The organism is Polynucleobacter sp. AP-Feld-500C-C5 (assembly GCF_018882265.1).
Taxonomy (GTDB): domain Bacteria; phylum Pseudomonadota; class Gammaproteobacteria; order Burkholderiales; family Burkholderiaceae; genus Polynucleobacter.
In genome coordinates this window covers 81,811-105,214 of sequence record NZ_JACVOW010000023.1, presented here as the reverse complement: position 1 = coordinate 105,214, position 23,404 = coordinate 81,811, and the positions used below count along the sequence as shown (strand labels likewise).

The 23,404-nt window shown below is 45.4% G+C and carries 29 protein-coding genes; 6 read left to right on the top strand and 23 right to left on the bottom strand.

What is annotated here, in order from left to right; genetic code table 11:
• The 4 genes from cyoE to ICN21_RS08275 are packed head-to-tail and all read right to left on the bottom strand — an operon-like array spanning position 1 to position 3,432.
• Positions 1 to 894 carry a heme o synthase gene (gene cyoE / locus ICN21_RS08290; protein ID WP_215295920.1) on the bottom strand — a complete coding sequence of 298 codons (894 nt, stop codon included), beginning with the start codon at positions 892 to 894 and terminating at the stop codon, positions 1 to 3.
• Entirely contained in the window at positions 891 to 1,994 is a 1,104-nt protein-coding gene (locus ICN21_RS08285; protein ID WP_255534271.1) for a heme A synthase, read from the bottom strand. Before ICN21_RS08285 ends, cyoE begins: the two co-directional genes overlap by 4 nt.
• A complete protein-coding gene (locus ICN21_RS08280) occupies positions 1,994 to 2,650 on the bottom strand; it encodes a hypothetical protein (protein ID WP_216178069.1) in 657 nt (218 codons plus the stop codon). Before ICN21_RS08280 ends, ICN21_RS08285 begins: the two co-directional genes overlap by 1 nt.
• Positions 2,647 to 3,432 (bottom strand): SURF1 family protein, encoded by a 786-nt coding sequence (locus ICN21_RS08275; protein ID WP_255534270.1) that lies wholly within the window; start codon positions 3,430 to 3,432, stop codon positions 2,647 to 2,649. Before ICN21_RS08275 ends, ICN21_RS08280 begins: the two co-directional genes overlap by 4 nt.
• Before the next feature lie 24 nt (positions 3,433 to 3,456).
• Here ICN21_RS08275 and ICN21_RS08270 point away from each other — a divergent pair, with 24 nt between their 5' ends.
• Entirely contained in the window at positions 3,457 to 3,669 is a 213-nt protein-coding gene (locus tag ICN21_RS08270; protein ID WP_215295923.1) for a twin transmembrane helix small protein, read from the top strand.
• Between the two features lie 75 nt (positions 3,670 to 3,744).
• Here ICN21_RS08270 and ICN21_RS08265 read toward each other — a convergent pair whose 3' ends face one another.
• The 7 genes from ICN21_RS08265 to ICN21_RS08235 all read right to left on the bottom strand — a co-directional run bounded on the left by ICN21_RS08265 (position 3,745) and on the right by ICN21_RS08235 (position 9,334).
• Positions 3,745 to 4,599 carry a cytochrome c oxidase subunit 3 gene (locus tag ICN21_RS08265; protein ID WP_215295924.1) on the bottom strand — a complete coding sequence of 285 codons (855 nt, stop codon included), beginning with the start codon at positions 4,597 to 4,599 and terminating at the stop codon, positions 3,745 to 3,747.
• Between the two features lie 28 nt (positions 4,600 to 4,627).
• Positions 4,628 to 4,792 (bottom strand): DUF2970 domain-containing protein, encoded by a 165-nt coding sequence (locus ICN21_RS08260; RefSeq protein WP_215320960.1) that lies wholly within the window; start codon positions 4,790 to 4,792, stop codon positions 4,628 to 4,630.
• A 26-nt stretch (positions 4,793 to 4,818) separates the two neighbouring features.
• Positions 4,819 to 5,403, bottom strand: coding sequence for a cytochrome c oxidase assembly protein (locus ICN21_RS08255; RefSeq protein WP_215295925.1), 585 nt, complete (start codon positions 5,401 to 5,403; stop codon positions 4,819 to 4,821).
• Between the two features lie 15 nt (positions 5,404 to 5,418).
• The gene (locus ICN21_RS11120; protein ID WP_215295926.1) at positions 5,419 to 5,550 is read right to left on the bottom strand and encodes a cytochrome oxidase small assembly protein; all 132 of its coding nucleotides are present in this window, start codon (positions 5,548 to 5,550) and stop codon (positions 5,419 to 5,421) included.
• Positions 5,534 to 7,153, bottom strand: coding sequence for a cytochrome c oxidase subunit I (gene ctaD / locus ICN21_RS08245; protein ID WP_216127038.1), 1,620 nt, complete (start codon positions 7,151 to 7,153; stop codon positions 5,534 to 5,536). Before ctaD ends, ICN21_RS11120 begins: the two co-directional genes overlap by 17 nt.
• A 42-nt stretch (positions 7,154 to 7,195) precedes the next feature.
• On the bottom strand, positions 7,196 to 8,353 hold the full coding sequence (gene coxB, locus ICN21_RS08240) for a cytochrome c oxidase subunit II (RefSeq protein WP_215295928.1): 1,158 nt from the start codon (positions 8,351 to 8,353) through the stop codon (positions 7,196 to 7,198).
• A 192-nt stretch (positions 8,354 to 8,545) separates the two neighbouring features.
• Positions 8,546 to 9,334, bottom strand: a complete 789-nt coding sequence (locus tag ICN21_RS08235) for a methyltransferase domain-containing protein (RefSeq protein ID WP_255534269.1) — start codon at positions 9,332 to 9,334, stop codon at positions 8,546 to 8,548.
• Here ICN21_RS08235 and ICN21_RS08230 point away from each other — a divergent pair.
• A complete protein-coding gene (locus tag ICN21_RS08230; protein WP_255534268.1) occupies positions 9,334 to 10,101 on the top strand; it encodes a ComF family protein in 768 nt (255 codons plus the stop codon). The two genes, ICN21_RS08235 and ICN21_RS08230, sit on opposite strands and share 1 nt — an antisense overlap.
• A gap of 29 nt (positions 10,102 to 10,130) precedes the next feature.
• Complete coding sequence (trmL, locus tag ICN21_RS08225) at positions 10,131 to 10,601, top strand: tRNA (uridine(34)/cytosine(34)/5-carboxymethylaminomethyluridine(34)-2'-O)-methyltransferase TrmL (RefSeq protein ID WP_216178068.1); 471 nt, start codon at positions 10,131 to 10,133, stop codon at positions 10,599 to 10,601.
• A 13-nt stretch (positions 10,602 to 10,614) separates the two neighbouring features.
• Here the strand turns inward: trmL and ICN21_RS08220 are convergent, their stop codons facing one another.
• Genes ICN21_RS08220 through ICN21_RS08205 form a run of 4 tightly spaced genes read right to left on the bottom strand, consistent with a single transcriptional unit; the run spans position 10,615 to position 12,890 of the window.
• Positions 10,615 to 11,637, bottom strand: coding sequence for an NAD(P)H-dependent glycerol-3-phosphate dehydrogenase (locus ICN21_RS08220; RefSeq protein WP_216178067.1), 1,023 nt, complete (start codon positions 11,635 to 11,637; stop codon positions 10,615 to 10,617).
• 23 nt (positions 11,638 to 11,660) lie between these two features.
• Positions 11,661 to 12,185: a protein-export chaperone SecB gene (gene secB, locus ICN21_RS08215; protein ID WP_216178066.1), complete on the bottom strand. Its 525-nt coding sequence runs from the start codon at positions 12,183 to 12,185 to the stop codon at positions 11,661 to 11,663.
• Positions 12,186 to 12,213: 28 nt separating this feature from the next.
• Positions 12,214 to 12,468 carry a glutaredoxin 3 gene (grxC, locus tag ICN21_RS08210; protein ID WP_216178065.1) on the bottom strand — a complete coding sequence of 85 codons (255 nt, stop codon included), beginning with the start codon at positions 12,466 to 12,468 and terminating at the stop codon, positions 12,214 to 12,216.
• A gap of 8 nt (positions 12,469 to 12,476) precedes the next feature.
• Positions 12,477 to 12,890, bottom strand: coding sequence for a rhodanese-like domain-containing protein (locus ICN21_RS08205; RefSeq protein ID WP_216178064.1), 414 nt, complete (start codon positions 12,888 to 12,890; stop codon positions 12,477 to 12,479).
• Between the two features lie 22 nt (positions 12,891 to 12,912).
• On the opposite strand from ICN21_RS08205, the gene gpmA reads away from it, so the two are divergent.
• Genes gpmA through ICN21_RS08190 form a run of 3 tightly spaced genes read left to right on the top strand, consistent with a single transcriptional unit; the run spans position 12,913 to position 15,815 of the window.
• Positions 12,913 to 13,602, top strand: a complete 690-nt coding sequence (gene gpmA, locus ICN21_RS08200) for a 2,3-diphosphoglycerate-dependent phosphoglycerate mutase (RefSeq protein ID WP_215319148.1) — start codon at positions 12,913 to 12,915, stop codon at positions 13,600 to 13,602.
• 8 nt (positions 13,603 to 13,610) lie between these two features.
• Positions 13,611 to 15,044, top strand: a complete 1,434-nt coding sequence (locus ICN21_RS08195) for a S41 family peptidase (RefSeq protein ID WP_216127063.1) — start codon at positions 13,611 to 13,613, stop codon at positions 15,042 to 15,044.
• A gap of 18 nt (positions 15,045 to 15,062) precedes the next feature.
• A complete protein-coding gene (locus ICN21_RS08190) occupies positions 15,063 to 15,815 on the top strand; it encodes a HesA/MoeB/ThiF family protein (RefSeq protein WP_216178063.1) in 753 nt (250 codons plus the stop codon).
• Between the two features lie 3 nt (positions 15,816 to 15,818).
• Here ICN21_RS08190 and ptsP read toward each other — a convergent pair whose 3' ends face one another.
• From ptsP to ICN21_RS08150, 8 genes are all read right to left on the bottom strand, one after another.
• The gene (ptsP, locus tag ICN21_RS08185; RefSeq protein ID WP_216178062.1) at positions 15,819 to 17,570 is read right to left on the bottom strand and encodes a phosphoenolpyruvate--protein phosphotransferase; all 1,752 of its coding nucleotides are present in this window, start codon (positions 17,568 to 17,570) and stop codon (positions 15,819 to 15,821) included.
• 2 nt (positions 17,571 to 17,572) lie between these two features.
• A complete protein-coding gene (locus ICN21_RS08180; RefSeq protein WP_216178061.1) occupies positions 17,573 to 17,842 on the bottom strand; it encodes an HPr family phosphocarrier protein in 270 nt (89 codons plus the stop codon).
• A gap of 15 nt (positions 17,843 to 17,857) precedes the next feature.
• On the bottom strand, positions 17,858 to 18,280 hold the full coding sequence (locus ICN21_RS08175; RefSeq protein ID WP_215295939.1) for a PTS sugar transporter subunit IIA: 423 nt from the start codon (positions 18,278 to 18,280) through the stop codon (positions 17,858 to 17,860).
• Between the two features lies 1 nt (position 18,281).
• Positions 18,282 to 19,223, bottom strand: coding sequence for a glutathione synthase (gene gshB, locus ICN21_RS08170; protein WP_216178060.1), 942 nt, complete (start codon positions 19,221 to 19,223; stop codon positions 18,282 to 18,284).
• Between the two features lie 28 nt (positions 19,224 to 19,251).
• On the bottom strand, positions 19,252 to 20,550 hold the full coding sequence (gene gshA, locus ICN21_RS08165; RefSeq protein WP_216178059.1) for a glutamate--cysteine ligase: 1,299 nt from the start codon (positions 20,548 to 20,550) through the stop codon (positions 19,252 to 19,254).
• A 103-nt stretch (positions 20,551 to 20,653) separates the two neighbouring features.
• Positions 20,654 to 22,138 carry an ammonium transporter gene (locus tag ICN21_RS08160; RefSeq protein WP_216178058.1) on the bottom strand — a complete coding sequence of 495 codons (1,485 nt, stop codon included), beginning with the start codon at positions 22,136 to 22,138 and terminating at the stop codon, positions 20,654 to 20,656.
• Positions 22,139 to 22,151: 13 nt separating this feature from the next.
• Positions 22,152 to 22,490: a P-II family nitrogen regulator gene (locus tag ICN21_RS08155; protein WP_011903792.1), complete on the bottom strand. Its 339-nt coding sequence runs from the start codon at positions 22,488 to 22,490 to the stop codon at positions 22,152 to 22,154.
• Between the two features lie 25 nt (positions 22,491 to 22,515).
• A complete protein-coding gene (locus ICN21_RS08150) occupies positions 22,516 to 23,370 on the bottom strand; it encodes a TorF family putative porin (RefSeq protein WP_216178057.1) in 855 nt (284 codons plus the stop codon).
• Positions 23,371 to 23,404: the final 34 nt, after the last annotated feature.

Here is a 23,404-nt window from a genome sequence, read left to right as displayed (position 1 = left end):
TTAGAGAAAGTAGTGATCTATGAGCAATACTGCAAACAGCAAAGACAAATAGGTGATTGAAAAACGAAAGGTCTTCTTAGCCAATGCATCGCTATAGGTAATAAATAGCGCAATCACGTAAGCCAGGAATATTAAACCGAGAATAATTGCTGATATCAAATACAGCATGCCACTCATGCCATAGATATAAGGCAATAAAGTTGCTGCAATCAAAATCAGGGTGTAGAGCAAAATATTGAGCAGCGTAAAACGCTCGCCATGAGTTACTGGGAGCATTGGCAAGCCAGATTGCACATAGTCATCGCGACGATATAAAGCCAAGGCCCAAAAATGGGGTGGCGTCCAAACAAAAATAATTAATACCAAAAGCCAAGCTTCAGCAGAAAGTGTATTAGTGACTGCAGCCCAACCTAAGGCTGGCGGCATGGCACCAGATAAGCCGCCAATCACGATATTCTGTGGTGTTGCCGGTTTTAGTAGCCAGGTATAAATCACTGCATAGCCTACAAATGTCGCAAAGGTGAGCCACATTGTTAGTGGATTACAAAAATTCCACAAGATAATCATTCCCAAAGCACCCAGAATGATAGAGAAAACAATAATATGGAATGGAGTGACTTCACCTGTTGCAGAAGGGCGCCATGCAGTGCGCCTCATCTTGGCATCGACCGCCTGCTCAATCAAACAATTCACCGCAAATGCCGCGCCTGCTAATAACCAGATACCTACAACACCTCCAATAAGCACTGGATATGGAACCATGCCAGGTGTTGCCAAGAACATGCCAATCACTGCACAAAAAACTGCGAGCTGAGTCACTCTAGGTTTTGTTAAAACCCAGTACTGACGCCAACGTGGCATCGGTACTGTAGCGGATCTTTTCGGTGTGCTCATAATGACTTCCAAGAAGCCCAATAACTCATTCTGACTAAGCAGAATACCAAAGCAGCAGACCCAGCGCTATGTAATAAAGCGGCTAATAAAGGCCACTGAAATACAACATTGGAGATACCAGTCAGAATCTGTAAAGCAAGCAGGCTAAATAAGAGCTTGCCGAAGCGTTTCAGCCCCGGTATTGCTGGAGTTGCAAGCTGTAGCGCCTTCCAGCCCAAGAATGAGAACACTACGAATACCAACACTGCAAATAAGCGGTGCGCCCAGTGAATTGTCTGCAGCGCAACTGGTGAAATGAACTCACCTTGCGCATTTAAACCCAGTTGACGCCACAGCGTAAAGCCCTCAACCCAATTGGTTTCTGGCCAAGCAGTGCCTAAACACGTTGGAAAGTCAGGACAAGCTAAAACGGCGTAATTGGTGCTAACCCAGGCACCCAAGAAAACTTGAATCATGAGCACTATAAAAGCTGCCAATAAAAGAGTAGCAGGTAAAGGTTTGATACGCAGTGTACGTACTGTAGAAATTTTTTCTTCCCAAGCTTGTTGAGCATAAGCAGTTAAGCAAGCCAATAAAAGAAGGGCCAACAGTAAATGAATCGTCACAATGATGGGTTGCAATTTGAGTGTCACAGTCCACGCACCAAAGGCTCCCTGAATACAGACCAATAAAAGTAAAGCCAGACTAACAAACAAGGGGGTTTTATCCAAAGCCTTTACTTTGTTAAATGCCAGTACCACTTGAACCAAAATCAATGCACCTACAGTCATCGCTAAATAACGGTGGATCATTTCAATCCAAGCTTTCATGACAGTTACGGGGCCGCTGGGTAAGGCGTTTTCAGCTTGTTGTATATCGCTCAATGCATGAAATGGATTAGATGTGCCATAGCAGCCAGGCCAATCTGGACACCCCAAACCTGAGTCCGTTAGGCGCGTAAAAGCCCCAAATACGATCAGATCAAAAGTCATAAACACTAAGACCCAATTGAGTTTCTGAAAAAAACTATACTCCTGTCTGCTCCAAAGATAAGCTAATGGTAGCCCTGCAAATACTATGGCAATAGCAGCCAACTCCAAGAACAAAACAAAATTGGGCATTACAAACTTTCGCCCTTGTGATTTAACTTTAAGAGCTTTTCTAAATCTTTTTTGATACTAGCAAACTCTTTGGGAGAGTTTGTCACTGGAAAGTACATCATCTTCGCTGGACTTGGATCAATCAACTGAATCTCTTTTCCAGCGCCCTCTTTATTCAGCCACGCATTAAATTCAGCTCGTGACTTAGGATCTGCAGGCAGTGGCACCACCTTAAGTCCCGCAGTCTGTTCGTCATAAGCCTTCAAAAGCTCAGGGTCTACAAGCTTGCCATCTGTATTGACCCAAATCAGCTGAACGCGCTTACTTTCTCTACCCATTGCCACTCTGGTTTGGCGCATTAAAAATAATGCTTCAACACACTTTTCATCTTTAATTTGGCATTGGCCTGCAGGTCGTGCAATCAACAAAGTCCACTTGCCTTGCAAGGGCGCATCAAGCCAAGCACTATTAAATTCTTGGGCTGGATAAACCAAGGTACCAAAATTTGTTTTTCCACCCTCAGGCTTAATCACATAGTAAGCAAAGTAGGATGCGAGCACCGGGCTAGCGCATGCGAGCAATAGCAACAGCATTTGAATTCGGCCACGACGAGTCCGCGCATTGATTGCTGATGCATCCATCTGTGAAGCTGGAATTAATAACTCTCTATCACTCACTCTTGATCCCCATTCACATCCTGACGCCTATATTGCCGTAGGCCAGTAATCAACCAAAATAAGAAACCAGCAACTGCTAGCGCAAACCACTGGAATGCATAAGCATAATGGCGATCGACTCCAGTTGTCAGAGGAGCCCACTCGCGTAATAAACCATCATCGATACCCGTATCAATCTCTCTCAAAATAAAAGGGCTTTGAGACCAAGCTCGTAGTCTGCCCTCGCCTACTAAATCAAAATTTTGCTCAATTCGAGGCTTGCCAGTATCTGTGGGGGGCTTACTTTCACCCAAGGCATAGACCTTGCCAGGATGGGCGAACACAATCCCCTCAATATTGACCACATTGGTTGGCGTTTTAACCGGGGGCAGCAACTCTCGGTCAGCACTATTGCGCGGCGCCCAACCTCGATTGACCCAGAGCACTTCATTGCGACCCTCTAGACGCAAAGGCATCATTAAAAAGAAACCGGATTGTGATGCCGTGCTCCCAGTAGGAGGCATTGGTCTTGGCCGGTTATCCAACCAAATAGCCGCCTCCGGAATATATTGGCCGCGAGCAATCATGCGACGCTCACTTGCATCTTCTAGAGTTAAAGAGCTTGAATTGACGCTCAATATTGGCATCTGTTGCCGAGCTAATAAATGAGCCGCCAAGACAATCTTGCTCTCAGCCCTGCTCAACTGCCAAATACCTGCAGCACAAGCAATTGCAATGACCAGCAAGGCTGATAGAGTAGCAACTATGCGCTTAGCAATGAGAGCAGTAAAAAGATTATTCAAGAGATTTAAAAATAAGGATTTAAGATGAAGTGGATTATTCCGATTGTCCTACTAATGATTGTTGCTAGCTTAGGTTCAGCCCTGTATTACATGATGAAGGATAGGGGCAATAGTTCCAGAATGGTTCGCTCACTCATGCTACGTATCGGTCTATCGCTTGCGCTATTCATCGGGATTCTGTTGGCTCACTACTTTGGCCTAATTGAATCCACAGGCATCAAAGTAGGTACAAACTAAACCGGCTATTCCGGCTATTAATACTGGGGTACCTAAAAATTAATCGGGGCTTAACGCCCCGATTTTTTATTCAACTTACATCCAGTAAACGGCGATATAAAGACCAAGCCAAACAACGTCAACGAAGTGCCAATACCAAGCAGCACCCTCGAATGCAAAGTGATGCTTAGAAGTAAAGTCGCCACGAATCATACGACGCAAGACAATCGCCAACATAGTGCCACCAAGAAAGACGTGGAAACCATGGAAGCCAGTCAACATAAAGAAAGTGGATCCGTAGATGCCTGAAGTCAGCTTCAAGTTCAACTCATGATAGGCATGGTAGTACTCGTAAGCCTGAAAGCCCAAGAAGATGAAGCCTAGACCAACTGTAGCAGCCAGAGCAATGATGGCTTTCTTCATGTGGTTTTCAACCAGAGCATGATGCGAAATGGTAATCGTGACACCAGAGCTCAACAATAAGAAAGTATTGAGGGTAGGAATAGGCCAAGGACCCATCGTCGTGAATTTCTCAACCAAACCAGCAGGGCCATCATTAGGCCAAACTGCTTGGAAATTAGGCCAAATCAATTTGCTTTCCACATCGCCCATCCAAGGCATTGCAATATTCCGCGCATAAAAAAGAGCGGAGAAGAATGCAGCAAAGAACATAATTTCAGAGAAGATGAACCATGCCATCGACCAGCGATAAGAAATATCTACGTTGACACCATTCTTGCCAGAATTCGATTCGGCGATCGTATCGCCAAACCAGTTGTAGAGCACAAATAAAATCCATGCCACGCCAACTAAACTCATAGCGCCACCCCAAGAGGTGTGATTGACCCAACCGGTCATACCATAGCCAAAGGCGATTAAACCAATAGCAGCCATGGCTGGATGTCTAGATAGTCCAGGGACGAAATAGTGTGGGGTTGAATTGGATGACATCTTATTCTCTCTATCAATCAAAAAATAATCATTGGGACACAACTGCTTTCACTATCAAGAGCAGGATAGCCATAAAAATCAAGGCTCCAACAACACCCGCAATAATAATGTGTACAAAACTTAATGACGCTACATCTTCCTGCAAACCTGATTTCTTACGCACTCCTAAAAAACCCCACATCACGGCTTTCATAGACTGCGTAAAACTACTTTTTTTCTTCACGAAACTACCTTTGATTTTGGCGCTGGTGGAGTACCACCTAAACCTAACTCAAAGAAGGTATACGACAAGGTGATCGTTTTTACATCATCTGGCAAGCCTGAATCAATTACAAACACTACTGGCATCTTCTTAGTTTCATTGGCTGCCAAAGTCTGCTCTTGAAAACAAAAACACTCTAATTTAGTAAAAAACTCAGTGGCACTTTTTGGCGCATAACTGGGGATTGCTTGAGCGCGCACGGAGCGACCAAGATTATTGGTAACTTCGTAAACAATCTCTGTCATTTCACCAGGATGTACTTCTAGAAAATTCTTTACTGGCTTAAATGTAAATGGTCCGCGGCTATTAGAGTCAAATTCAATTGTGACGGTACGGGCATAGTTCACTTGCGTATTGCCCACCTTGTTAGGACTAAATGCCCTAACGCCATAATCATTTTTACTCGTGACAACATTAATGCCAGTAACTTCACACAATGCCTTATACATTGGCACCAACGCATACCCAAAGCCGAACATCATTACTGAAGCAATGAGTAGCTTCAGTAAGATTTGGCGGTTAGCAGATTGAGTAACTATCATGTTGGCAAAGTGGGATTAACCCAAAAAGCTCCACTTCATCACAATGCCAATAAAGAACACTGCAGCAATGCTCAAAAGAATCAGCCCTAAGCGACGATTATTCGCTGCTAGGGCTTGTTGAGAAGACGTATTAAATTCCTGCTTCACGCAACTGCTCTGCACTAGGAGGTGTTTCAAAAGTGTGGTGTGGGGCTGGTGAAGCGACAGTCCACTCTAAACCCTTAGCACCATCCCAAGGCTTGGCTGGAGCCTTCTCACCATAGCCGCGATAAGCAGGCAGTGCTACAAAGAACAAGAAGTACACTTGCGCCAAACCAAAGCCGAGCGCTCCAATCGAGGCAATAGAATTGAAGTCAGCAAACTGAGTTGGGTAGTCTGCATAACGACGTGGCATACCTGCGAGACCCAAGAAATGCATAGGGAAGAAGGTAATGTTGAAGAAAATCATGGAAGCCCAGAAGTGGATCTTGCCGCGAGTTTCATTTGCCATATAGCCAGTCCACTTAGGGCACCAGTAGTAGAAGCCTGCAAACATCGCAAACAAGGAACCCGCTACCAAAACATAGTGGAAGTGCGCTACAACATAATAAGTATCTTGCAGGCCAATATCAATCGGAGCCATTGCCAGGATCAAGCCAGTAAATCCGCCCATCGTAAATACGAAGATAAAGCCAATAGCCCAGAGCATTGGAGTTTCAAAGGTCATTGACCCTTTCCACATAGTTGCGACCCAGTTAAAAATCTTCACGCCAGTTGGTACAGCAATCAACATCGTTGCATACATAAAGAACAGTTGGCCAGTGACCGGCATACCCGTTGCAAACATATGGTGAGCCCAAACGATGAATGACAAGATCGCAATAGACGATGTTGCATAAACCATGGAACTGTAACCAAACAAGGTTTTTCTGGAGAAAGCAGGAACAATTTCACTGACGATTCCAAATGCCGGAAGAATCATGATGTAAACCTCTGGGTGACCAAAGAACCAGAAAATATGCTGGAACATGATTGGGTCACCGCCACCAACAGCAGAGAAGAATGAAGTGCCGAAATGACGATCAGTCAAAACCATCGTAATCGCACCAGCCAAAACAGGCATCACCGCGATCAACAAGTAAGCAGTAATCAACCAAGTCCAACAGAACATTGGCATCTTCATCAAAGTCAAACCAGGAGCGCGCATATTCAAAATGGTGACGATGATGTTGATCGATCCCATGATGGAAGAAGCACCTAACAAGTGGAGTGAGAAAATTGCCATATCCATGCCAGGACCCATTTGTGAGGTCAAAGGTGCATAGATAGTCCAGCCGCCAGCAGGCGCGCCACCAGGAACTAGGAATGAGCTTAACAACAAGGTTGCAGCGACTGGCAAAATCCAGAAGCTAAAGTTATTCATCCGCGCAAATGCCATATCCGATGCGCCAATTTGCAATGGCACCATCCAGTTAGCAAAGCCAACGAAGGCTGGCATGATCGCACCGAACACCATCACCAATCCGTGCATCGTAGTTAATTGATTAAAGAACTCTGGACGGAAGAATTGCAAACCAGGCTGGAACAATTCCAAACGAATTCCCAAAGCCATCAGGCCGCCAGCTAATAAGCTAACAAACGAGAAGATCAGGTACATCGTGCCGATGTCTTTATGGTTGGTTGCGAACAACCAACGGCGCCAACCATGTGGCGTGTGATCATCGTGCGCATGATCGTGTGCGTGATCGTGGGTAGTAGAGACTGTGCTCATGAATTACTCCGGTTTCGTTTTATCTATATTAGTTAATCTGAATTACTTGCCGCCGCGTGCAGTAATAATTTCCTGGGTTTGAATGACTTCACCCGTCTTATTGCTCCACGAGTTACGGGTATAAGTCATCACTGCAGCGATATCGCCATCAGAAATCACGCCAGCCCATTTCGGCATCGCGCCCTTTCCATTGATCAGGATATTGAATTGGCCAGCTTTTGGACCCAAGACCATCTTGCTGCCATCCAAAGCTGGGAATGCGCCTGCACCTTTGCCATTTGGCTGGTGGCATGCTGCACAGTTCGCTGCATACACTTTGGCACCGCGTTCTTTTTGCTCATCCAAGGTGTAAACCTTGGAAGGATCTTCGCCTCCAGCGCCCATCTCTTTCTTTTTCTGCGCAACCCAAGCCGTGTAATCCTCTTCTGAAACTACTCTCACAACGATTGGCATGAAAGCATGCTCTGCACCGCAAAGCTCAGAACACTGACCACGGAATGTGCCTATGGTTTCTGCTTTAAACCAAGTGTCGCGAACAAATCCTGGGATGGCATCTTGCTTTACGCCGAACGCTGGAATAGTCCATGCGTGAATCACGTCGTTCGCTGTAGTAATCAAACGAATCTTCTTGCCAACAGGCACAACCATTTCGTTGTCTACTTCCATCAAATAGGTATTTGATTTTGGTGCGAGATTATTAATTGCTTCACGTGAGGTAGCTAAGGTAGATACGAAGCTAATGCCTTCACCTTCACCTTTGATGTAGTCGTAACCCCACTTCCACTGATAACCAGTAGTCTTAATCGTAATGTCAGAGTTTGTAGTGTCTTTCATTGCAACAACTGTTTTAGTTGCTGGCAATGCCATACCGATCACGATGAGCAAGGGAATGACTGTCCAAATAATTTCAACAGTCGTGCTTTCGTGAAATGATGCCGACTTATGCCCCAATGATTTGCGGTGCTTCAAAATCGAATAAAACATGACGCCAAATACGCCAACAAAAATGAGCGCGCAGATCACCAACATCATCCAGTGCAACCAATGGATTTCTTGCATGATTTTGGTTGCTGGGGCAGCGAAATTCAGCTGGTTTACAGCTGGGCCACCTGGCATATTTTCAGCAGCGTATGCAAAAGCAGTGCCGAAGGCTGCTGCAAGATAGAGCGAAGCCCTAGTGACTTTTCCAAATAAATTCATCTTATTCTCTATTGATTGTCGTGAGCACTGCAGCAAAATGCACCACAAAATGCTCAAAATGCGGTCTAAAGCCAATACATCAGCCAATGATTATAGGGTTAATTAAGTTCAAGAACAAACAAGGGCAACCCAGCTCTATTCAATCTTGATCTAGGTTTAAATGATAGTAAACACTTACACTTAAGCAGGATATTACCTAGTCTTGCGTCCAATTTGATTTACATCAATATAGGCAATGCTATCCTCCGCCTTTGCAAGGTGCTTGCCAAGGGCCCAGGCATGTCCATAAACCACCTCTAAGGTGAGCTTTTGAGGTAAATCTGCAATTTCATGCCCTGTATTGCCGGTTGCATTGCCCAATTTCAATGCCTGCACATCGGCCATTAAAAGTGCTGGCTTTTCATAATCAAGAGTCAGGAGCTCCATGTCCATTACGGGATCTGAAAAACGCTCTGCCATCAGAGCATCTCCCATATCGTGCATATCCCAAGGGCTTAATAAATTTTTAAACTGAAAAGATGGGGCTTGTAGAGGGCGCAGCTCTTTCCCAGTGTCGGGACCCAGATAGCTAAATGCAATGAGGCCGCCCTCACGCAACACGCGCCAACACTCCTGCAAAAAATATTTGGGATCGGCAAGGTCTTGTAATAAAAGATCACTAAATACCAAATCAACAGAATGGTCAGGAAGATCAAATTTTCCTGTGTTGAGATAGTCTGCCATGGAGTTAGTTCTGCTGGTACGCAAACATGATCGCCAATTTGCAAATACCTTAGTGCGCCACAACTGAAAACTAGATAGGCCCTCTTCAGTAATGCTATGAATACGGGCTTTGGGAAAACGTTTTGCAAAAGAAGAAAAGTGTTTTCCAGAAAAATCGGGGATGACTAAAACATCTTTGGCATCTAATTTGACGATATCAAGCTTTTGCAACATGCGGTCTGCAATTTCGTCTTGTAACCATCTGATTGGCTGGGTCATTGGCTCAGTATACTCAGCGCCCAATGCAATTTCTAGAGAAACTTGTTCATTCAATCAGCGCACAAACATTACCGACAGCTTGCATCGCCTGTCAGCAATTTCAAGCGCGATACATTTGCAATGCATGTCTTAATGTACTGGAGAGCAATAGCCTTATTCATTACGAGTGTTGTTATCAATGTGGTATTCCGCTTCAACTTAAAGAACTTCCTGGGCAGCATTGCCTCCACTGCAAGCAGCATTCACCGTGGTTTGACGAAACCCATTGCCTTGATCGTTATAACGGCATTTTGCAAGATGCTTTGCACCAACTCAAATATCAGAAACGAATTGTATTTGCACATGGATTGGCTAAAGCGTGGAATCAAATTCAATCTACTCGATTAGAGCAATATTCTGCAGACTACCTGCTTCCCGTTCCCTTAAGTAGAGAAAAATTACTCGCCAGAGGATTTAATCAAAGCTGGGAGATTGCAAGAAGAATTTGTTCCAACAAGGACATACAAAAGTTGTCGCATGCCTTAAAACGTCATCACCATATAAGCCATCAAGCGGGCAACGCTTTGCATGCGAGGCATGATGCTATTCATGAGATGTTTTATATTGATACTCAATATGTGGATCGCTTGACTGATAAGACGGTCATTGTCTTTGATGATGTCATAACCAGTGGCGCGACACTGAACGAAATTGCGCGTATTCTCAAAGATATTGGAGTGTTACGCGTGATTAACTGGGTATTACTGAGAACCACTAGACTGACTTGATCATTTGCTAAATGAATTGAAAATGCAGCATGTTTAATATTGTTTTATTCGAACCTGAAATTCCGCCCAACACGGGGAACATCATTCGCCTCTGTGCTAATACGGGAGCCAAACTGCATCTGATTGAGCCCTTAGGCTTTCCAATGGAAGATGCTAAATTACGTCGGGCAGGCTTGGACTATCACGAGTTTGCGAGTATTCAAGTACATACCAATTGGGCGCAGTTTTTAAAAAATGAACAGCCTGATCCTCAACATCTTTTTGCTTTAACTACCAAAGGCGGCAGAAAGTTTCATGATGGTCAGTACGTTGCCAGCGATTACTTCGTCTTTGGCTCTGAGACCAAGGGCATTACCAATGAGGTGCGCAACTCCATTCCCACAGCAAATCAAATGCGCCTAGCAATGCAAGATAGTAGTCGCAGCCTGAACTTATCCAATACGGTAGCTATCGTGGTCTACGAAGCTTGGCGCCAGAATGGCCTTGCCGGTGGTAAGTAAAGCTACAGGTGACTTAGGATTCAATTTTGGGGTCGCGACCCATCAGTTTTTTTAACGCTTCTTTGGGAGCGAGCTTACTAGAAAGCACTTCACCCATCATCGCTGTAATTGGCATCTCTACATTTAAACGCTTTGCAAGATCGCTCACCGCGGCTGCACATAAAACGCCCTCTGCAACATGACCTAAGCTTGCCAAGATCTGTTCTAGGGACTTACCTGAGGCTAACTCAAGACCTACACGGCGATTACGAGAAAGATCCCCCGTCGCAGTCAAAATCAGATCGCCAACGCCTGTTAAGCCCATACAGGTTTCAGATTTGCCACCGGCAGCTTTTACTAAGCGCATCATCTCTGCCAAGCCTCGAGTGAGTACTGCCGCACGCGCATTCAAACCCAGATTTAAGCCATCGCCAATACCTGCAGCAATCGCCAATACATTCTTCACTGCGCCACCTAATTCAACGCCAATCAAATCATCACTTGAATACACCCGCATATTGCCGTGATGAAAAGTGGTCTGAACAATTTCACACAGTTGGGTTGAAGCACTGGCAATCGTTAATGCGCAAGGCATACCGGCGCCAACTTCGTGCGCAAAGCTCGGTCCAGATAGAGCGCCATAAGTATGTTTAAAGCCATGGCTGTATAACTTGTCTTCACGTTCAACCACCTGGTGTGGCAACAACGCTGTGGATGGCTCTAAGCCCTTGCACAACCAAACAATATTGAGTGGGTGCTGGGCAACTTTGAGAACATGAGCAATGGTTTCTGAGAGGCCAGACATTGGAGTTGCAATCACTAAAAGATCTTCAGGCCCAAGTCGTTTTATAGCAGCTGCAAAATCACTTTCCAGGAGCAACCCTTTTGGCAATGAAATACCTGGTAGATAAGATTGATTTTCGCCACTTTGTGCGATTGCTTGCAGTTGTTTTTCACTGCGAGACCACAAGCACACATCTTCCGCCCGAAGCTGACGCGCTGCCTGAGAGGCCATTGCAGTGCCCCAAGCACCAGCACCGAGCAGCGTCACTTTCATCGTCTGTGACCTAGCTGTTGTGCTCAATTCGGAAGAATAATTTTGCTTTCATCTGCACTGTCACCCGCGTTGCCGCCAGCTGCCTGCTGGGCTTGCATTAATCTGTGCTCGTACATGCCATGAAAATTAATTTCATTTAGATGAATGGGCTGGAAGCCCGCACGAGTAATAACGTCAGCCATATTCGAGCGCAGGTATGGATACAAAATCGTAGGGCAAGTGATGCCCAACATGGGATCCACTTGCTCAGCAGGAATGTTATTGAATTCAAAAATACCGGCTTGATTACCCTCAACTAAGAAGAGCACCTTGCCTTCTACACGTGCAGTGATGGTGGAGCTTAATGCAACCTCAAAGAGTTCATCACTCATGCGTTTAACAGCAACGTCGACCTCAACTTGTACCTGTGGTTCAGCAATCACTAGGAAGATTTCAGGCGCATTCGGTTGCTCTAAAGATAAATCCTTCAGGTAAATTCGCTGAATGCGAAATGAAGGATCATTGGATTCAGCTCCTGCTATATTAGGGGTAGAAGATTGTTCAGTCATCACAAACTTTCTTTATGTTTTTAATCTATCAAGCCAATAAAGGATCGAGCTTGCCAACGCGATCCAAAGCAACTAAATCGTCATAGCCACCAACATGAGTCTCGCCAATATAGATTTGCGGAACCGTGCGACGACTAGTACGAGTCATCATGATTTCACGCTGTGTGGGATCGCGATCAATCAAAATCTTTTCTAAGTTACTGACGCCTTTTTTAAGCAACAGTTTTTCTGCCATAACGCAGTATGGGCAAACCGTAGTGCTGTACATCGTTACTTGCGGCATAGATTCCCTTACTTAACCAATGGGAGAGCGGCAGTTTTCCAGGCTTGAACACCACCCTCTAAAACGCCAACCTCAACAAATTCGAGCTTTTGTACTTGTGCCAAGACTTTGCGTGACTGGCTACCGTTATCGCAAACCAATACCAAGGGACGTTTACGATCCAATTTCAAGGTTTCAATCGCACCAATCAGATTAGCCATGCTGGCTAGCTTTGCGCCTGGTAAATGACCCGCTTTAAATGCTTCTTCGGTGCGCAAGTCCAAAACATGGGCTTTGCGGCGGTTTATCCAAATCGTCGCCTCAGTAGGCGACAAGCCTTTTCCGCTAATAAGCGTAGATAATGTAGGTAAGAAGAGCGCTGCGCCCGAAACCAGCAAGAGGGCAATCAGCGCTAAATTATCAATTTGCGTGAGAAAGTTCATCACCGGATTATAGAATGGCTCTATGAAACAACTTGTCCTTATTCGTCACGGCGAATCCGCCTGGAACCTTGAAAACCGCTTCACTGGCTGGGCTGACGTTGACTTAACCCCAAAAGGCGCAGAACAGGCCCTAGCTGCGGGGCAAAGTCTCAAAAAAGCAGGCTATGAATTCGACATTGCCTATACCTCGGTTTTAAGGCGCGCTATACGAACACTGTGGCACATTCAGGACGCCATGGATCTGATGTGGATCCCAGTAGTGCATAGCTGGCGCTTAAATGAGCGTCATTATGGTGCTCTGACTGGTCTCAATAAAGCAGAAACTGCCGCCAAGTATGGCGATGAACAAGTCCATATTTGGCGTCGGTCCTATGATGTTCGCCCACCCTTGCTTGAAGCACATGATGAGCGTAATCTCAAAAATGATGGGCGTTACTCAAAATTAAATGCCGCTGATATTCCGCTTGGCGAGTGTCTGAAGGACAATGTTGAGCGTGTATTACCACTTTGGAATGAATCTATCGCTCCAGCCCTCAAAGCAAATAAGCGCGTATTGTTAGTAGCTCACGGTAATAGCATTCGCTCTTTAATTAAGTATATTGACGAGATGTCCGATGAGGCCATCATGGAAGTCAATGTACCCAACGGCATTCCACTGGTTTATGAGCTAGATGACAACCTCAAACCAATTCAACATTTCTACTTGGACTAATACAAGACATGCGTCAATTTCTTAAAAACTTTGCTCTCATTACGGTTGGCCTGATCGCAGGTGTAGCTGCCACTATCCAGCTCTCTGCAACAGCCCAACAAGGCACGCAGCTGCCCTTAGATGAACTCCGCACACTTTCTAATGTATTTGCGCAAATCAAACGGGAGTATGTGGAGCCGATTGAAGACAAGCAACTGTTAACGGATGCTGTCAAAGGAATGGTAAGCAGCCTAGATCCTCACTCCACTTTCTTGGATAAAAAAGATTTTTCTGAAATGCAGGAACAAACTTCTGGGAAGTTTGCTGGTTTAGGAATTGAAATTACTTCAGAAGATGGTGTTGTTAAAGTGCTCAATCCCATTGAAGATAGTCCTGCTGCCCGTGCAGGCCTGCAAGCAGGAGACTTAATTACCCGACTCGATGATAAGCCTGTGCGTGGTATGTCTCTTGATAAAGCGGTACGCACTATGCGTGGCACACCTGGTACAAAAATTACCCTGACTGTATATCGCAAGAGTGAAGAACGTAGCTTTCCAGTCACCATTACCCGCGCAGAAATTAAGGTGCAATCTGTCAAAGCCAAAATTTTGGATAACGATATTGCCTGGGTTCGGGTTACAAGCTTTCAAGAACGCACCGTTCCTGATCTAGCAAAAAAATTAACTGATCTTGCCAATCAAGATCCAAAACTCAAAGGCATCATTCTTGACCTTCGCAACAATGGCGGTGGTTTATTGCAAGGTGCAGTCGGTGTAGCGGCAGCCTTTCTTCCAGCCGATGCGGTTATTGTTTCAACCAAAGGTCAAGCAGCTGACTCCAAGCAAGTATTTAATGCGACGCCAGCGATGTATCGCCTGAGTGAGCCCGGTGATCCATTGGCAGGTGTACCTGAAATCTTCAAGAAACTTCCGATGGTCGTTTTAGTCAACGCCTATTCAGCTTCGGCATCTGAGATTGTTGCGGGCGCTTTGCAAGACTACAAACGTGCAACGATTATTGGAAAAACTACCTTTGGTAAGGGCTCAGTGCAAACCGTTCGCCCACTGACCAATGACTCAGCTCTGAAGATCACCACTGCGTATTACTACACACCTAGTGGCAAATCTATTCAGGCTTATGGTATCAAGCCTGACATCCCCGTAGATCAAAATAAAGATGGCGATCCAGATGATGTATTGATTACCCGTGAGATTGATAGTGAAAAACACCTCCGCAACAAACAATCTGCAGAAGATAAGCTGATTAAAGATCGGGAACAACGCCGTCTCGAAGAGTTACAGCGCATTGAAGAGAAAAATGCCAAGAAAACGTCTGAGGAAAAAGAGAAAGAAAAAAATAAGAAGCCTCCTGAGCTTGGTAGCGCGGATGACTTCATGCTCAGTCAAGCCCTTGCGTTTATTAATGGGCAACCGGTGAAGCGCTCTTCTTCCAAGCTTGAGTAATTCTTTTTAGGTCTGTTAATGAATGATGCGCAGCTACTTCGCTACTCCAGGCATTTACTGCTTGAAGATATTGACGTTGAAGGGCAAGAGAAGCTCTTAAATGCACATGTGTTGGTGATTGGTGCTGGCGGCCTAGGTAGCGCAGCTGCCCCCTATCTTGCGGCTGCCGGGGTAGGGCATATCACCCTCGTAGATCATGATGATGTTGAGCTGACTAATCTACAACGCCAAATTATGCATACAGAAGCCATGGTGGGTAAAAGTAAAGTTGTCTCAGGCAAGCAATTCTTGCAACAACTCAATCCAGGCATTCAAGTTGAAACCATTCAATCAAAAGCGAATTTATCCTTATTGGATGAGCTTCTACCGAGCGTAGACATTGTTTTAGATTGCACAGATAATTTCTCAACCCGACATCTCATTAATTCCAGTTGCGTTCAACACCAAAAACCTTTAGTTTCAGGATCTGCATTACGCTTTGATGGTCAAGTCTCAGTATTTGATCCCCGCGATAAACAATCTCCCTGCTATGCCTGCATCTTCTCACCCGAAGAAACATTTGAAGAGGTGAGTTGTGCCACGATGGGCATCTTCTCACCACTTGTCGGCATTATTGGCACCATTCAAGCAGCACAAGCTTTGCAAGTATTAATTCAATTTGGAGAGCCCCTCATAGGGCGGATGTTGCTTTGGAACGCGCGCACTACTCAGGTAGATCAGATTCGTATTACACGCAACGCTGACTGTCCAGTCTGCAGCAAAAACCACTAAAGCCTAAGCTATTAAACGCTCTAAAGCTTTTGCTTGAGCCTCTGGCTCATAAGCCTTCAGTACTCTAGGTAATCGGGACTTCAACATCCCTACGTTAGCTTGCAGAATCTCACGCTTTACTAGTAGCAGTTGACTGAAATGCATCGAGAAATCTGTTAATCCCATTGCGAGCAATAGCTTGGTTAAGGTAGGATCACCAGCCATCTCACCACAGACTGCAATCGGTACATTGGCACGCTTTGCCTGCTCAATAATATTTGCCAATAAATACAAAATGGCTGGATGCAGGGGATCATACAAATGTGCCACTGCATGGTCTGCACGATCAATTGCTAAGGTGTACTGAATTAAATCGTTTGTTCCGATGGATAAGAAATCAAAACGATTAATAAACAAAGGCAAGACGAGAGCAGCAGCCGGAATTTCAATCATGGCGCCAACTTGAATATTCGGATTGAAAGGCTGTCCACGTTGCAATAATTGTTGCTTTGCTTTTTCGATCAAGCGAAAAGTTTCATCGATTTCTTTTGCATGCGCGAGCATCGGAATCATGATGCGTGCCTGACCATGAGCAGATGCTCGCAAAATAGCCCTAAGCTGTGTCAAGAAAATTTCTGGCTCTGTTAGTGACCAACGAATCGCCCGTAAACCCAATGGTGATGTGCCCGTTTGCGATACATCAGTGCCGCCTGCACCTAGTGCTTTATCTGCACCTACGTCAATGGTTCTAATATTGATAGGCAAGCCATGCATTAAATCAACCACACGGCGATATTCTTGATATTGCTGTTCCTCATCTGGCAATGCTTGCTTGCGATCCATAAATAAGAACTCGGAGCGGAATAGACCAACACCAACAGCACCTAGTTTTACGGCTTGTACAGCATCTTCGGGCAACTCAATATTAGCAAAGAGCTCAATATCTACTCGATCAAGCGTTTCTGTTTTGGCATGTTTTAGTTGCTGAAGCTTACGAGCCTCTTTTAATACCTGAGTTTGGAGTTTGCGATATTCAGCTAATAAGTGTTCATCAGGAGCAACTACTACTACGCCCTGCTCGCCATCCAAAATCAGCCAATCGCCATGGCGAATCATTTCACTAGCATGGCGCACACCGACTACTGCCGGAATTTCCATACTTCGCGCAACAATAGCGGTATGTGATGTTTTGCCGCCTAAATCAGTAACAAAACCAGTAAAGGCATGCTCTTTGAAGCGCAACATATCATGTGGCGCAATATCGTGAGCAACAATAATGGATTCGACTCCAACCTCACTCGATGGCAAGAAATCAGATTCGTTGAGCGCGTCTTTCTGTGCATTAAGCGCCTTAATCACACGCTCAGCCACCTGACGAATATCATTTGCGCGCTCTTTTAAATAAGGGTCTTCAATCTCAGCAAATTGCTCTAAAAGATCATTTAACTCTGTAGTCAAAGCCCAAGCAGCATTTAAGCGCTGAGTGCGAATGAGCTTGATAGGTTTCTCGGCCAACGCTGGATCAGCCAGGATCATGCTGTGCACATCCAAGAATGCCGCCATCTCTTGCGGAGCATCCTTGGGCAATCCCAAGCGCAACTGAGCTAGCTCTAAACGTACTTGATCAAATGCATCTAATAATTTTTGAGCTTCAGCGTCTTCTTTGCCAGGCTCAACTAAATAATGACTAACCTCTAAAGCTGCTCGCGAAATCAGTACCGCCTTACCAATGGCAATGCCTTTTGATACTGGAATGCCGTGCAGCGCGAACGTCATTATTATTCGCCCTCTCCAAAGCGGTCATTGATTAATGCTGTCAGCGCTTCCATAGCCTCATCTGCTTTATCGCCTACCGTTTCAAGTGTGACCGTACTTCCAATACCTGCTGCCAACATCATGACACCCATGATGCTCTTGGCATTAATCTGACGTCCATTGCGTGACAGGAATATTTCGCAAGGGAAATGGGCGGCCAATTGAGACAACTTTGCCGATGCTCTCGCATGGAGTCCCAACTTATTAATAATCTCAATTTCAGCAACTGGCATTCAACCCTGCTCCCTTTATGCTTGATCTACTTTTATACCAAGACGTAATATTCCATTCTGCCCGCCAGCTAAGGCTTTTTTGGCCAACTCTTCTAGGCCTTCGCCGCGATGAGATATGCAGCGCATGAGCATTGGCAGATTTAATCCCGCCAATACAATCACTGGGGTATTCAATCCCGATAATGGGCCCAAACTTTCTAGTTTGGATGCAACATTCGCTGGGGTTGCACCCATCACATCTGTCAGGATGAGAACACCATTACCAGTATTCACACCGTAAGCAGCCTTTAGCAACCGATCAAAACTCACCTTAGTGTCTTCATAAGGGGGTATATCCACCGCCCTTACACGCTCTGGTACAACACCAAAAGTATGCTCTGCAAAACTCAGCATTGCACTTGCAACAGGAGTATGGGCAACGATTACGATTCCAGTCATGTTATGACAATGTCCTCTCTAGAGCCTTTAACCAAAGCTGTGGAACATCAAAACCACTTTGATCAGTAATTTCAACAAAACACGTTGGGCTAGTAACATTGATCTCCGTCAAATAGCCGCCAATTAAATCCAAGCCAACTAAGAATAAACCGCGTTGATTGAGGATGGGAGCAAGTTTTTCAGCGATTTGCTTTTCGACATCACTCAAAGGCATTGCCACACCTTTGCCCCCTGCTGCTAAGTTGCCACGAATCTCTTTACCCTGAGGAATGCGAGCCAACGAAAACGGCACAACCTCGCCACCAATCAACAGGACGCGCTTGTCACCATCAGCGATCTCAGGCAAGAAACGTTGAATCATCAGAGTTCTGGCGCCATTCTCGCCTAATGTTTCAACAATACTGGCGAGGTTCAAACCATCAGGCCCCACCCGAAAGACGCCCATGCCACCCATCCCATCCAGTGGCTTAATGACGATATCGCTATGCACTTGATGAAACTCTTCCACCGCGCTCAGTTCGCGAGTCACCAGCGTTGGTGGAATCAGCTCAGGAAATTCAGTGATAGAAAGTTTCTCGGAGTGATCGCGTACTGCAGTAGGATCATTCAACACTCTTGTGCCCTGCTTCTTAGCGGCAGATAAAAGCCACGTTGCATTGAGATACTCAATATCAAACGGTGGGTCAGTTCTCATTTGTACCGCAGAGAATGTATTGAGTGCCTTTGATTCAATCTCACCCAACTCAAACCAAGATGTAGAGCTAGGCTTAATCATGAGCGACTGACAGTCGGCCACAACGAGATTGTCTTTCCACAAAATATTGCGGCTCTGACAGAACCACAAACGATGACCAGCTTCTTGAGCAACCCGCATCATCGCTAAAGTGGAGTCTTTTTTAATCTTGAAAGATTCGAGAGGGTCAGCAATAAATAAAAGATCCATATTCTTCTATTAAGTTCTCAGCATTGATTTATGCTGCTTCCATATCTGGATCGGTTCTCTCAAGCTCAAGCGAAGCCGCCAGTAATGCTAAGCGGGCGACAACACCATAGAGGTAAAAGCGATTCGGAGCTGCGCTGCCAGGCTTAGCAGCAAGATCTGGCATGGAGTTTTGCTCGAATGCTAATGGTACAAAATGCATTCCGGGGGCATTGAGATTTTCATCTGGGCCACGATCGGTATGCACACGATAGAAGCCACCAATCACGTAGCGATCAATCATGTACACCACAGGCTCTGCAACTGCCTCGTTCACCTTCTCAAAGGTATAAACACCCTCTTGAATTAAGACATCACTTACCTCAAGACCCTCTTTGACAACACTCATCTTATTGCGATCTTTGCGGTTCAGCCCCTTGAGTTGAGTGGGATCGTTCACTACCATCACACCCATTCCATAAGTGCCAGCATCAGCCTTTACTACGACATAAGGTTTTTCTTTAATGCCATATTCACGGTATTTCTTGGCAGTCTTTTTCAGCACTTGCTCCACTGCGGTTTGTAATTCCTCTTCACCTTTACGTTCATGGAAATTGACATTCGAGCAACTCGTAAAGTAGGGATTAATCATCCAAGGATCGATATCAACAACCTTAGCAAACTTCTTGGCTACTTCTTCATAAGCAGCAAAATGATTTGACTTACGACGGATGTGCCAACCTGCATGCAGTCCAGGTAATAGGTATTGCTCGTGGATGTTTTCCAGAATCGGTGGAATACCAGCCGATAAATCGTTATTGAGCAAAATAGAGCAGGGGTCAAAATCTTTTAAGCCTAAGCGCTGTTTTTTTAATCCTAAGCGCGCTAGAGGCTCCATCAACAAACGATTGCCATCGGGTAACTCAATCCAAGTTGGCTTCTTAATCTCTTCAGAAAAAGTACCCAGGCGAACGTTGAGTCCAGCCTGACGCAAGATCGAAGACAAGCGCGCAATATTCTGCAAATAGAAGGTATTGCGGGTATGGCGCTCAGGAATGAGTAATAAATTTTTGGCTTCTGGACAAATCTTCTCAATCGCAGCCATTGCTGCCTGTACAGCCAAGGGCAACATCTGTGGAGAGAGATTGTTAAATCCACCAGGAAATAGGTTGGTATCAACTGGGGCCAGCTTGAAACCAGAATTTCTTAAATCTACTGAACAGTAGAATGGCGGGGTATGTTCCTGCCATTCCAGCCTAAACCAGCGCTCAATCGTTGGGGTAGCTTCTAACACCTTTGACTCTAATTCGAGCAAAGGGCCGCTTAGGGCAGTGATGAGATGTGGAACCATTCCACCATTGTAAGATTATTAAAAGAAAGACGCGGGATTCGAGGATCCCGCGCTTAAAACTAGGCTGCCAAAAAAGCCGCCCAGTGAGGGGTAAATCTACTAATTAAGACTCGTATGCAGTCTCACCATGTGAGCTGATATCCAAGCCTTCGCGCTCTTCTTCTTCCTTGACACGCAAACCGATCACGATATCGATCAATTTGAAGGCAATATAAGAAACAACGCCAGACCAAATTACAGTAGTGATCACGCCTTGAGCTTGAATCCATAATTGGCTAGCAATGGAATAGTCAGGAGCAACAGCATTAGCAACATAGTCCCAAATACCAGAGCCGCCCAATGCTGGATCAGCGAATACACCAGTCAACAATGCACCGGAAATACCGCCTACGCCGTGAACTCCAAATACGTCCAAGCTATCGTCTGATCCCAAAATCTTCTTCAGACCAGTAACTCCCCAGAGGCAAACTACGCCGGCGAACAAGCCAATTGCGATAGAACCCATTGGGCCAGCAAAACCAGCGGCAGGAGTAATTGCAACCAAGCCAGCTACGCAGCCAGAAGCAGCGCCCAACATAGAAGGCTTACCTTTGAGAACCCACTCAGCAACAGACCAACCCAATACTGCAGCAGCGGTAGCTAAATAAGTATTAACGAAAGCCAATGCTGCGCTACCGTTTGCTTCGAGTGCTGAACCTGCATTGAAACCAAACCAGCCAAACCACAAGAGTGCAGCGCCAGTCATTACATAAACTAAGTTATGTGGCTTCATTGCTTCTTTGCCATAACCCAAACGCTTACCGATCAAAAAGGAACCAACTAAACCAGCAACCGCAGCGTTGATGTGCACAACAGTACCGCCAGCAAAGTCGAGAACACCTTTTTGCCACAACCAACCAGCGCGAGCTGTAATGGCTTCGAGTGATGCAGCATCTTTGATGTCATCAGGGCCAGGCCAGAACCAAACCATGTGAGCGATTGGCAAGTAGCTAAATGTGAACCAAAGGACCATGAAGACCAAGATTGCAGAGAACTTAGCGCGCTCAGCAAAAGAGCCGATGATCAAGCAGCAAGTAATCGTTGCAAACACTGCTTGGAAGGCCATGAATATAAATTCAGGAATGACAACGCCTTTACTAAAGGTTGCCGCTACTGAGTCCGGAGTCATCCCACCCAAGAACAAACGATCAAGTCCGCCAACAAATGCCCCGCCTTCCGTGAATGCAAAGCTGTAGCCATAAATAGACCAGAGCACTGTAATCAACGAAAACACCATGAAGCATTGCATACAGATAGACAAGATATTCTTACTACGTGTTAAACCACCGTAGAACAAAGCCAAGCCAGGAAGTGTCATTAACAACACTAAAGCTGTACATACCATCATCCATGCGGAATCAGCTTTGTTGCACTTTTCGGAACAAAGAACGGGCGCAGGTTCTGCAGCTGCTGGAGTTGCGGCAGGAGCAGTCACTGCTGGTTTTTTAACTTCATCAGCATGCGCTGGCAAAGTCACCATTACACCAGTAGCACCAATAGCCAAGGCCATAGCACCACCAGCAATGAGTCGTTTCATCCAAGTTAACATTTTGAACCTCTCTTTAAAGTGCTGACGCACCGGTTTCACCGGTACGAATACGAATGACGTGCTCGACTGGAGAGACAAAAATCTTGCCATCACCAATCTTGCCAGTACGTGCTGATTTTTCAATTGCTTCAATCGCACGCTCCAAGATGCCATCTTCAACAGCAGCTTCAATTTTTACCTTAGGCAAAAAGTCAACAACATACTCGGCACCGCGATACAACTCGGTGTGACCCTTTTGACGACCAAAGCCTTTAACTTCAGTGACGGTGATGCCCGAAACTCCCACTTCCGAGAGAGCTTCGCGCACTTCGTCAAGCTTGAAGGGCTTGATGATTGCGGTAATTAATTTCATATATTGCTCCGTTCAGAGGTGGAAATTAGAAAGTTTTTGTTAGGGAAATTAATCCGCCAGAACGACCAAGGTCTTTACCCTGAGGGCTCAAATATGTACCAGGAACTCCGTTATATCTAGTTTTAGCGTTTGTACCTACATAAGCAATTGCAGCGCTTAAACCACCACCAAAGTCCTTAGTAAAACCAGCCTTCCAGTCTTTATAGCTATATAAATTAGTATTTGCCCTTGAATCAGTAGGGCCATAGGTGCCAGCAATGTACTGATATCCAACGTGTGCATTGGCTGTAAGACCCCATATTCCAGTATCGTAGTTAAGGGTCAAGTCTGGATAGTAAGAACCCTTACTGTTGTAGTTTCCAAATGTATCTGTTACAGCGTATGAGAATTTAGCAAAACCGGTAACGGAACCAAAGGTAAAGTTTTGCGCAGCATACAACTCAGTAGTATTTGGATTTACATACCCATTTGGAATTCCTGATGTTGGGTAGTAGTACTGCAATACGCCAAAATCAGATGCAAATCCTTCTCCGATAAATTCTTTCTTAACGCCTGCATAGAAGTCCATTTCTATTGAGGATGAAACGGCGTTGCTAGATGACAAATATGGATTGTTCATTGCGTCACTAATCCAGCTAATCGAACTGTTCCAGTTACCAATGTAGAATCCGCTCTCATGTGCATAGTCAAAACCACCTTGAATGGCTGGCTTGAAGTTTGACTGACTGATACCACGATAACGATAGTCATTTACTACGGTTAGGTTTGCAGTGATCGGGCTTGCTTCTGGCTCATCAGCCGCAAATGCTGGCGTGTAAGCCAAACCGCTTAATAAGCCTGCTGCGACCGCAGAGATTGCAGTCTTGTGTAAAGTTTTCATCTAATGCTCCTTACTGGTTGTAATAAAAAATGGG

Coding starts and splice junctions, on each gene's coding strand:
- cyoE (WP_215295920.1), bottom strand. CDS start 894: ATGAGCACACCGAAAAGATCCGCTACAGTACCGATGCCACGTTGGCGT.
- gshB (WP_216178060.1), bottom strand. CDS start 19,223: ATGGATCTTTTATTTATTGCTGACCCTCTCGAATCTTTCAAGATTAAA.
- ICN21_RS08150 (WP_216178057.1), bottom strand. CDS start 23,370: ATGAAAACTTTACACAAGACTGCAATCTCTGCGGTCGCAGCAGGCTTA.
- ICN21_RS08205 (WP_216178064.1), bottom strand. CDS start 12,890: ATGAACTTTCTCACGCAAATTGATAATTTAGCGCTGATTGCCCTCTTG.
- trmL (WP_216178068.1), top strand. CDS start 10,131: ATGTTTAATATTGTTTTATTCGAACCTGAAATTCCGCCCAACACGGGG.
- grxC (WP_216178065.1), bottom strand. CDS start 12,468: ATGCCGCAAGTAACGATGTACAGCACTACGGTTTGCCCATACTGCGTT.
- ICN21_RS08285 (WP_255534271.1), bottom strand. CDS start 1,994: ATGCCCAATTTTGTTTTGTTCTTGGAGTTGGCTGCTATTGCCATAGTA.
- ICN21_RS08160 (WP_216178058.1), bottom strand. CDS start 22,138: ATGTTAACTTGGATGAAACGACTCATTGCTGGTGGTGCTATGGCCTTG.
- ICN21_RS08220 (WP_216178067.1), bottom strand. CDS start 11,637: ATGAAAGTGACGCTGCTCGGTGCTGGTGCTTGGGGCACTGCAATGGCC.
- ctaD (WP_216127038.1), bottom strand. CDS start 7,153: ATGAGCACAGTCTCTACTACCCACGATCACGCACACGATCATGCGCAC.
- ICN21_RS08155 (WP_011903792.1), bottom strand. CDS start 22,490: ATGAAATTAATTACCGCAATCATCAAGCCCTTCAAGCTTGACGAAGTG.
- coxB (WP_215295928.1), bottom strand. CDS start 8,353: ATGAATTTATTTGGAAAAGTCACTAGGGCTTCGCTCTATCTTGCAGCA.
- ICN21_RS08235 (WP_255534269.1), bottom strand. CDS start 9,334: ATGACCCAGCCAATCAGATGGTTACAAGACGAAATTGCAGACCGCATG.
- ICN21_RS08260 (WP_215320960.1), bottom strand. CDS start 4,792: ATGAAAGCCGTGATGTGGGGTTTTTTAGGAGTGCGTAAGAAATCAGGT.
- ICN21_RS08195 (WP_216127063.1), top strand. CDS start 13,611: ATGCGTCAATTTCTTAAAAACTTTGCTCTCATTACGGTTGGCCTGATC.
- secB (WP_216178066.1), bottom strand. CDS start 12,185: ATGACTGAACAATCTTCTACCCCTAATATAGCAGGAGCTGAATCCAAT.
- ICN21_RS08190 (WP_216178063.1), top strand. CDS start 15,063: ATGAATGATGCGCAGCTACTTCGCTACTCCAGGCATTTACTGCTTGAA.
- ICN21_RS08265 (WP_215295924.1), bottom strand. CDS start 4,599: ATGTCATCCAATTCAACCCCACACTATTTCGTCCCTGGACTATCTAGA.
- ICN21_RS08255 (WP_215295925.1), bottom strand. CDS start 5,403: ATGATAGTTACTCAATCTGCTAACCGCCAAATCTTACTGAAGCTACTC.
- ICN21_RS08175 (WP_215295939.1), bottom strand. CDS start 18,280: ATGACTGGAATCGTAATCGTTGCCCATACTCCTGTTGCAAGTGCAATG.
- gshA (WP_216178059.1), bottom strand. CDS start 20,550: ATGGTTCCACATCTCATCACTGCCCTAAGCGGCCCTTTGCTCGAATTA.
- ICN21_RS08270 (WP_215295923.1), top strand. CDS start 3,457: ATGAAGTGGATTATTCCGATTGTCCTACTAATGATTGTTGCTAGCTTA.
- gpmA (WP_215319148.1), top strand. CDS start 12,913: ATGAAACAACTTGTCCTTATTCGTCACGGCGAATCCGCCTGGAACCTT.
- ICN21_RS08180 (WP_216178061.1), bottom strand. CDS start 17,842: ATGCCAGTTGCTGAAATTGAGATTATTAATAAGTTGGGACTCCATGCG.
- ptsP (WP_216178062.1), bottom strand. CDS start 17,570: ATGACGTTCGCGCTGCACGGCATTCCAGTATCAAAAGGCATTGCCATT.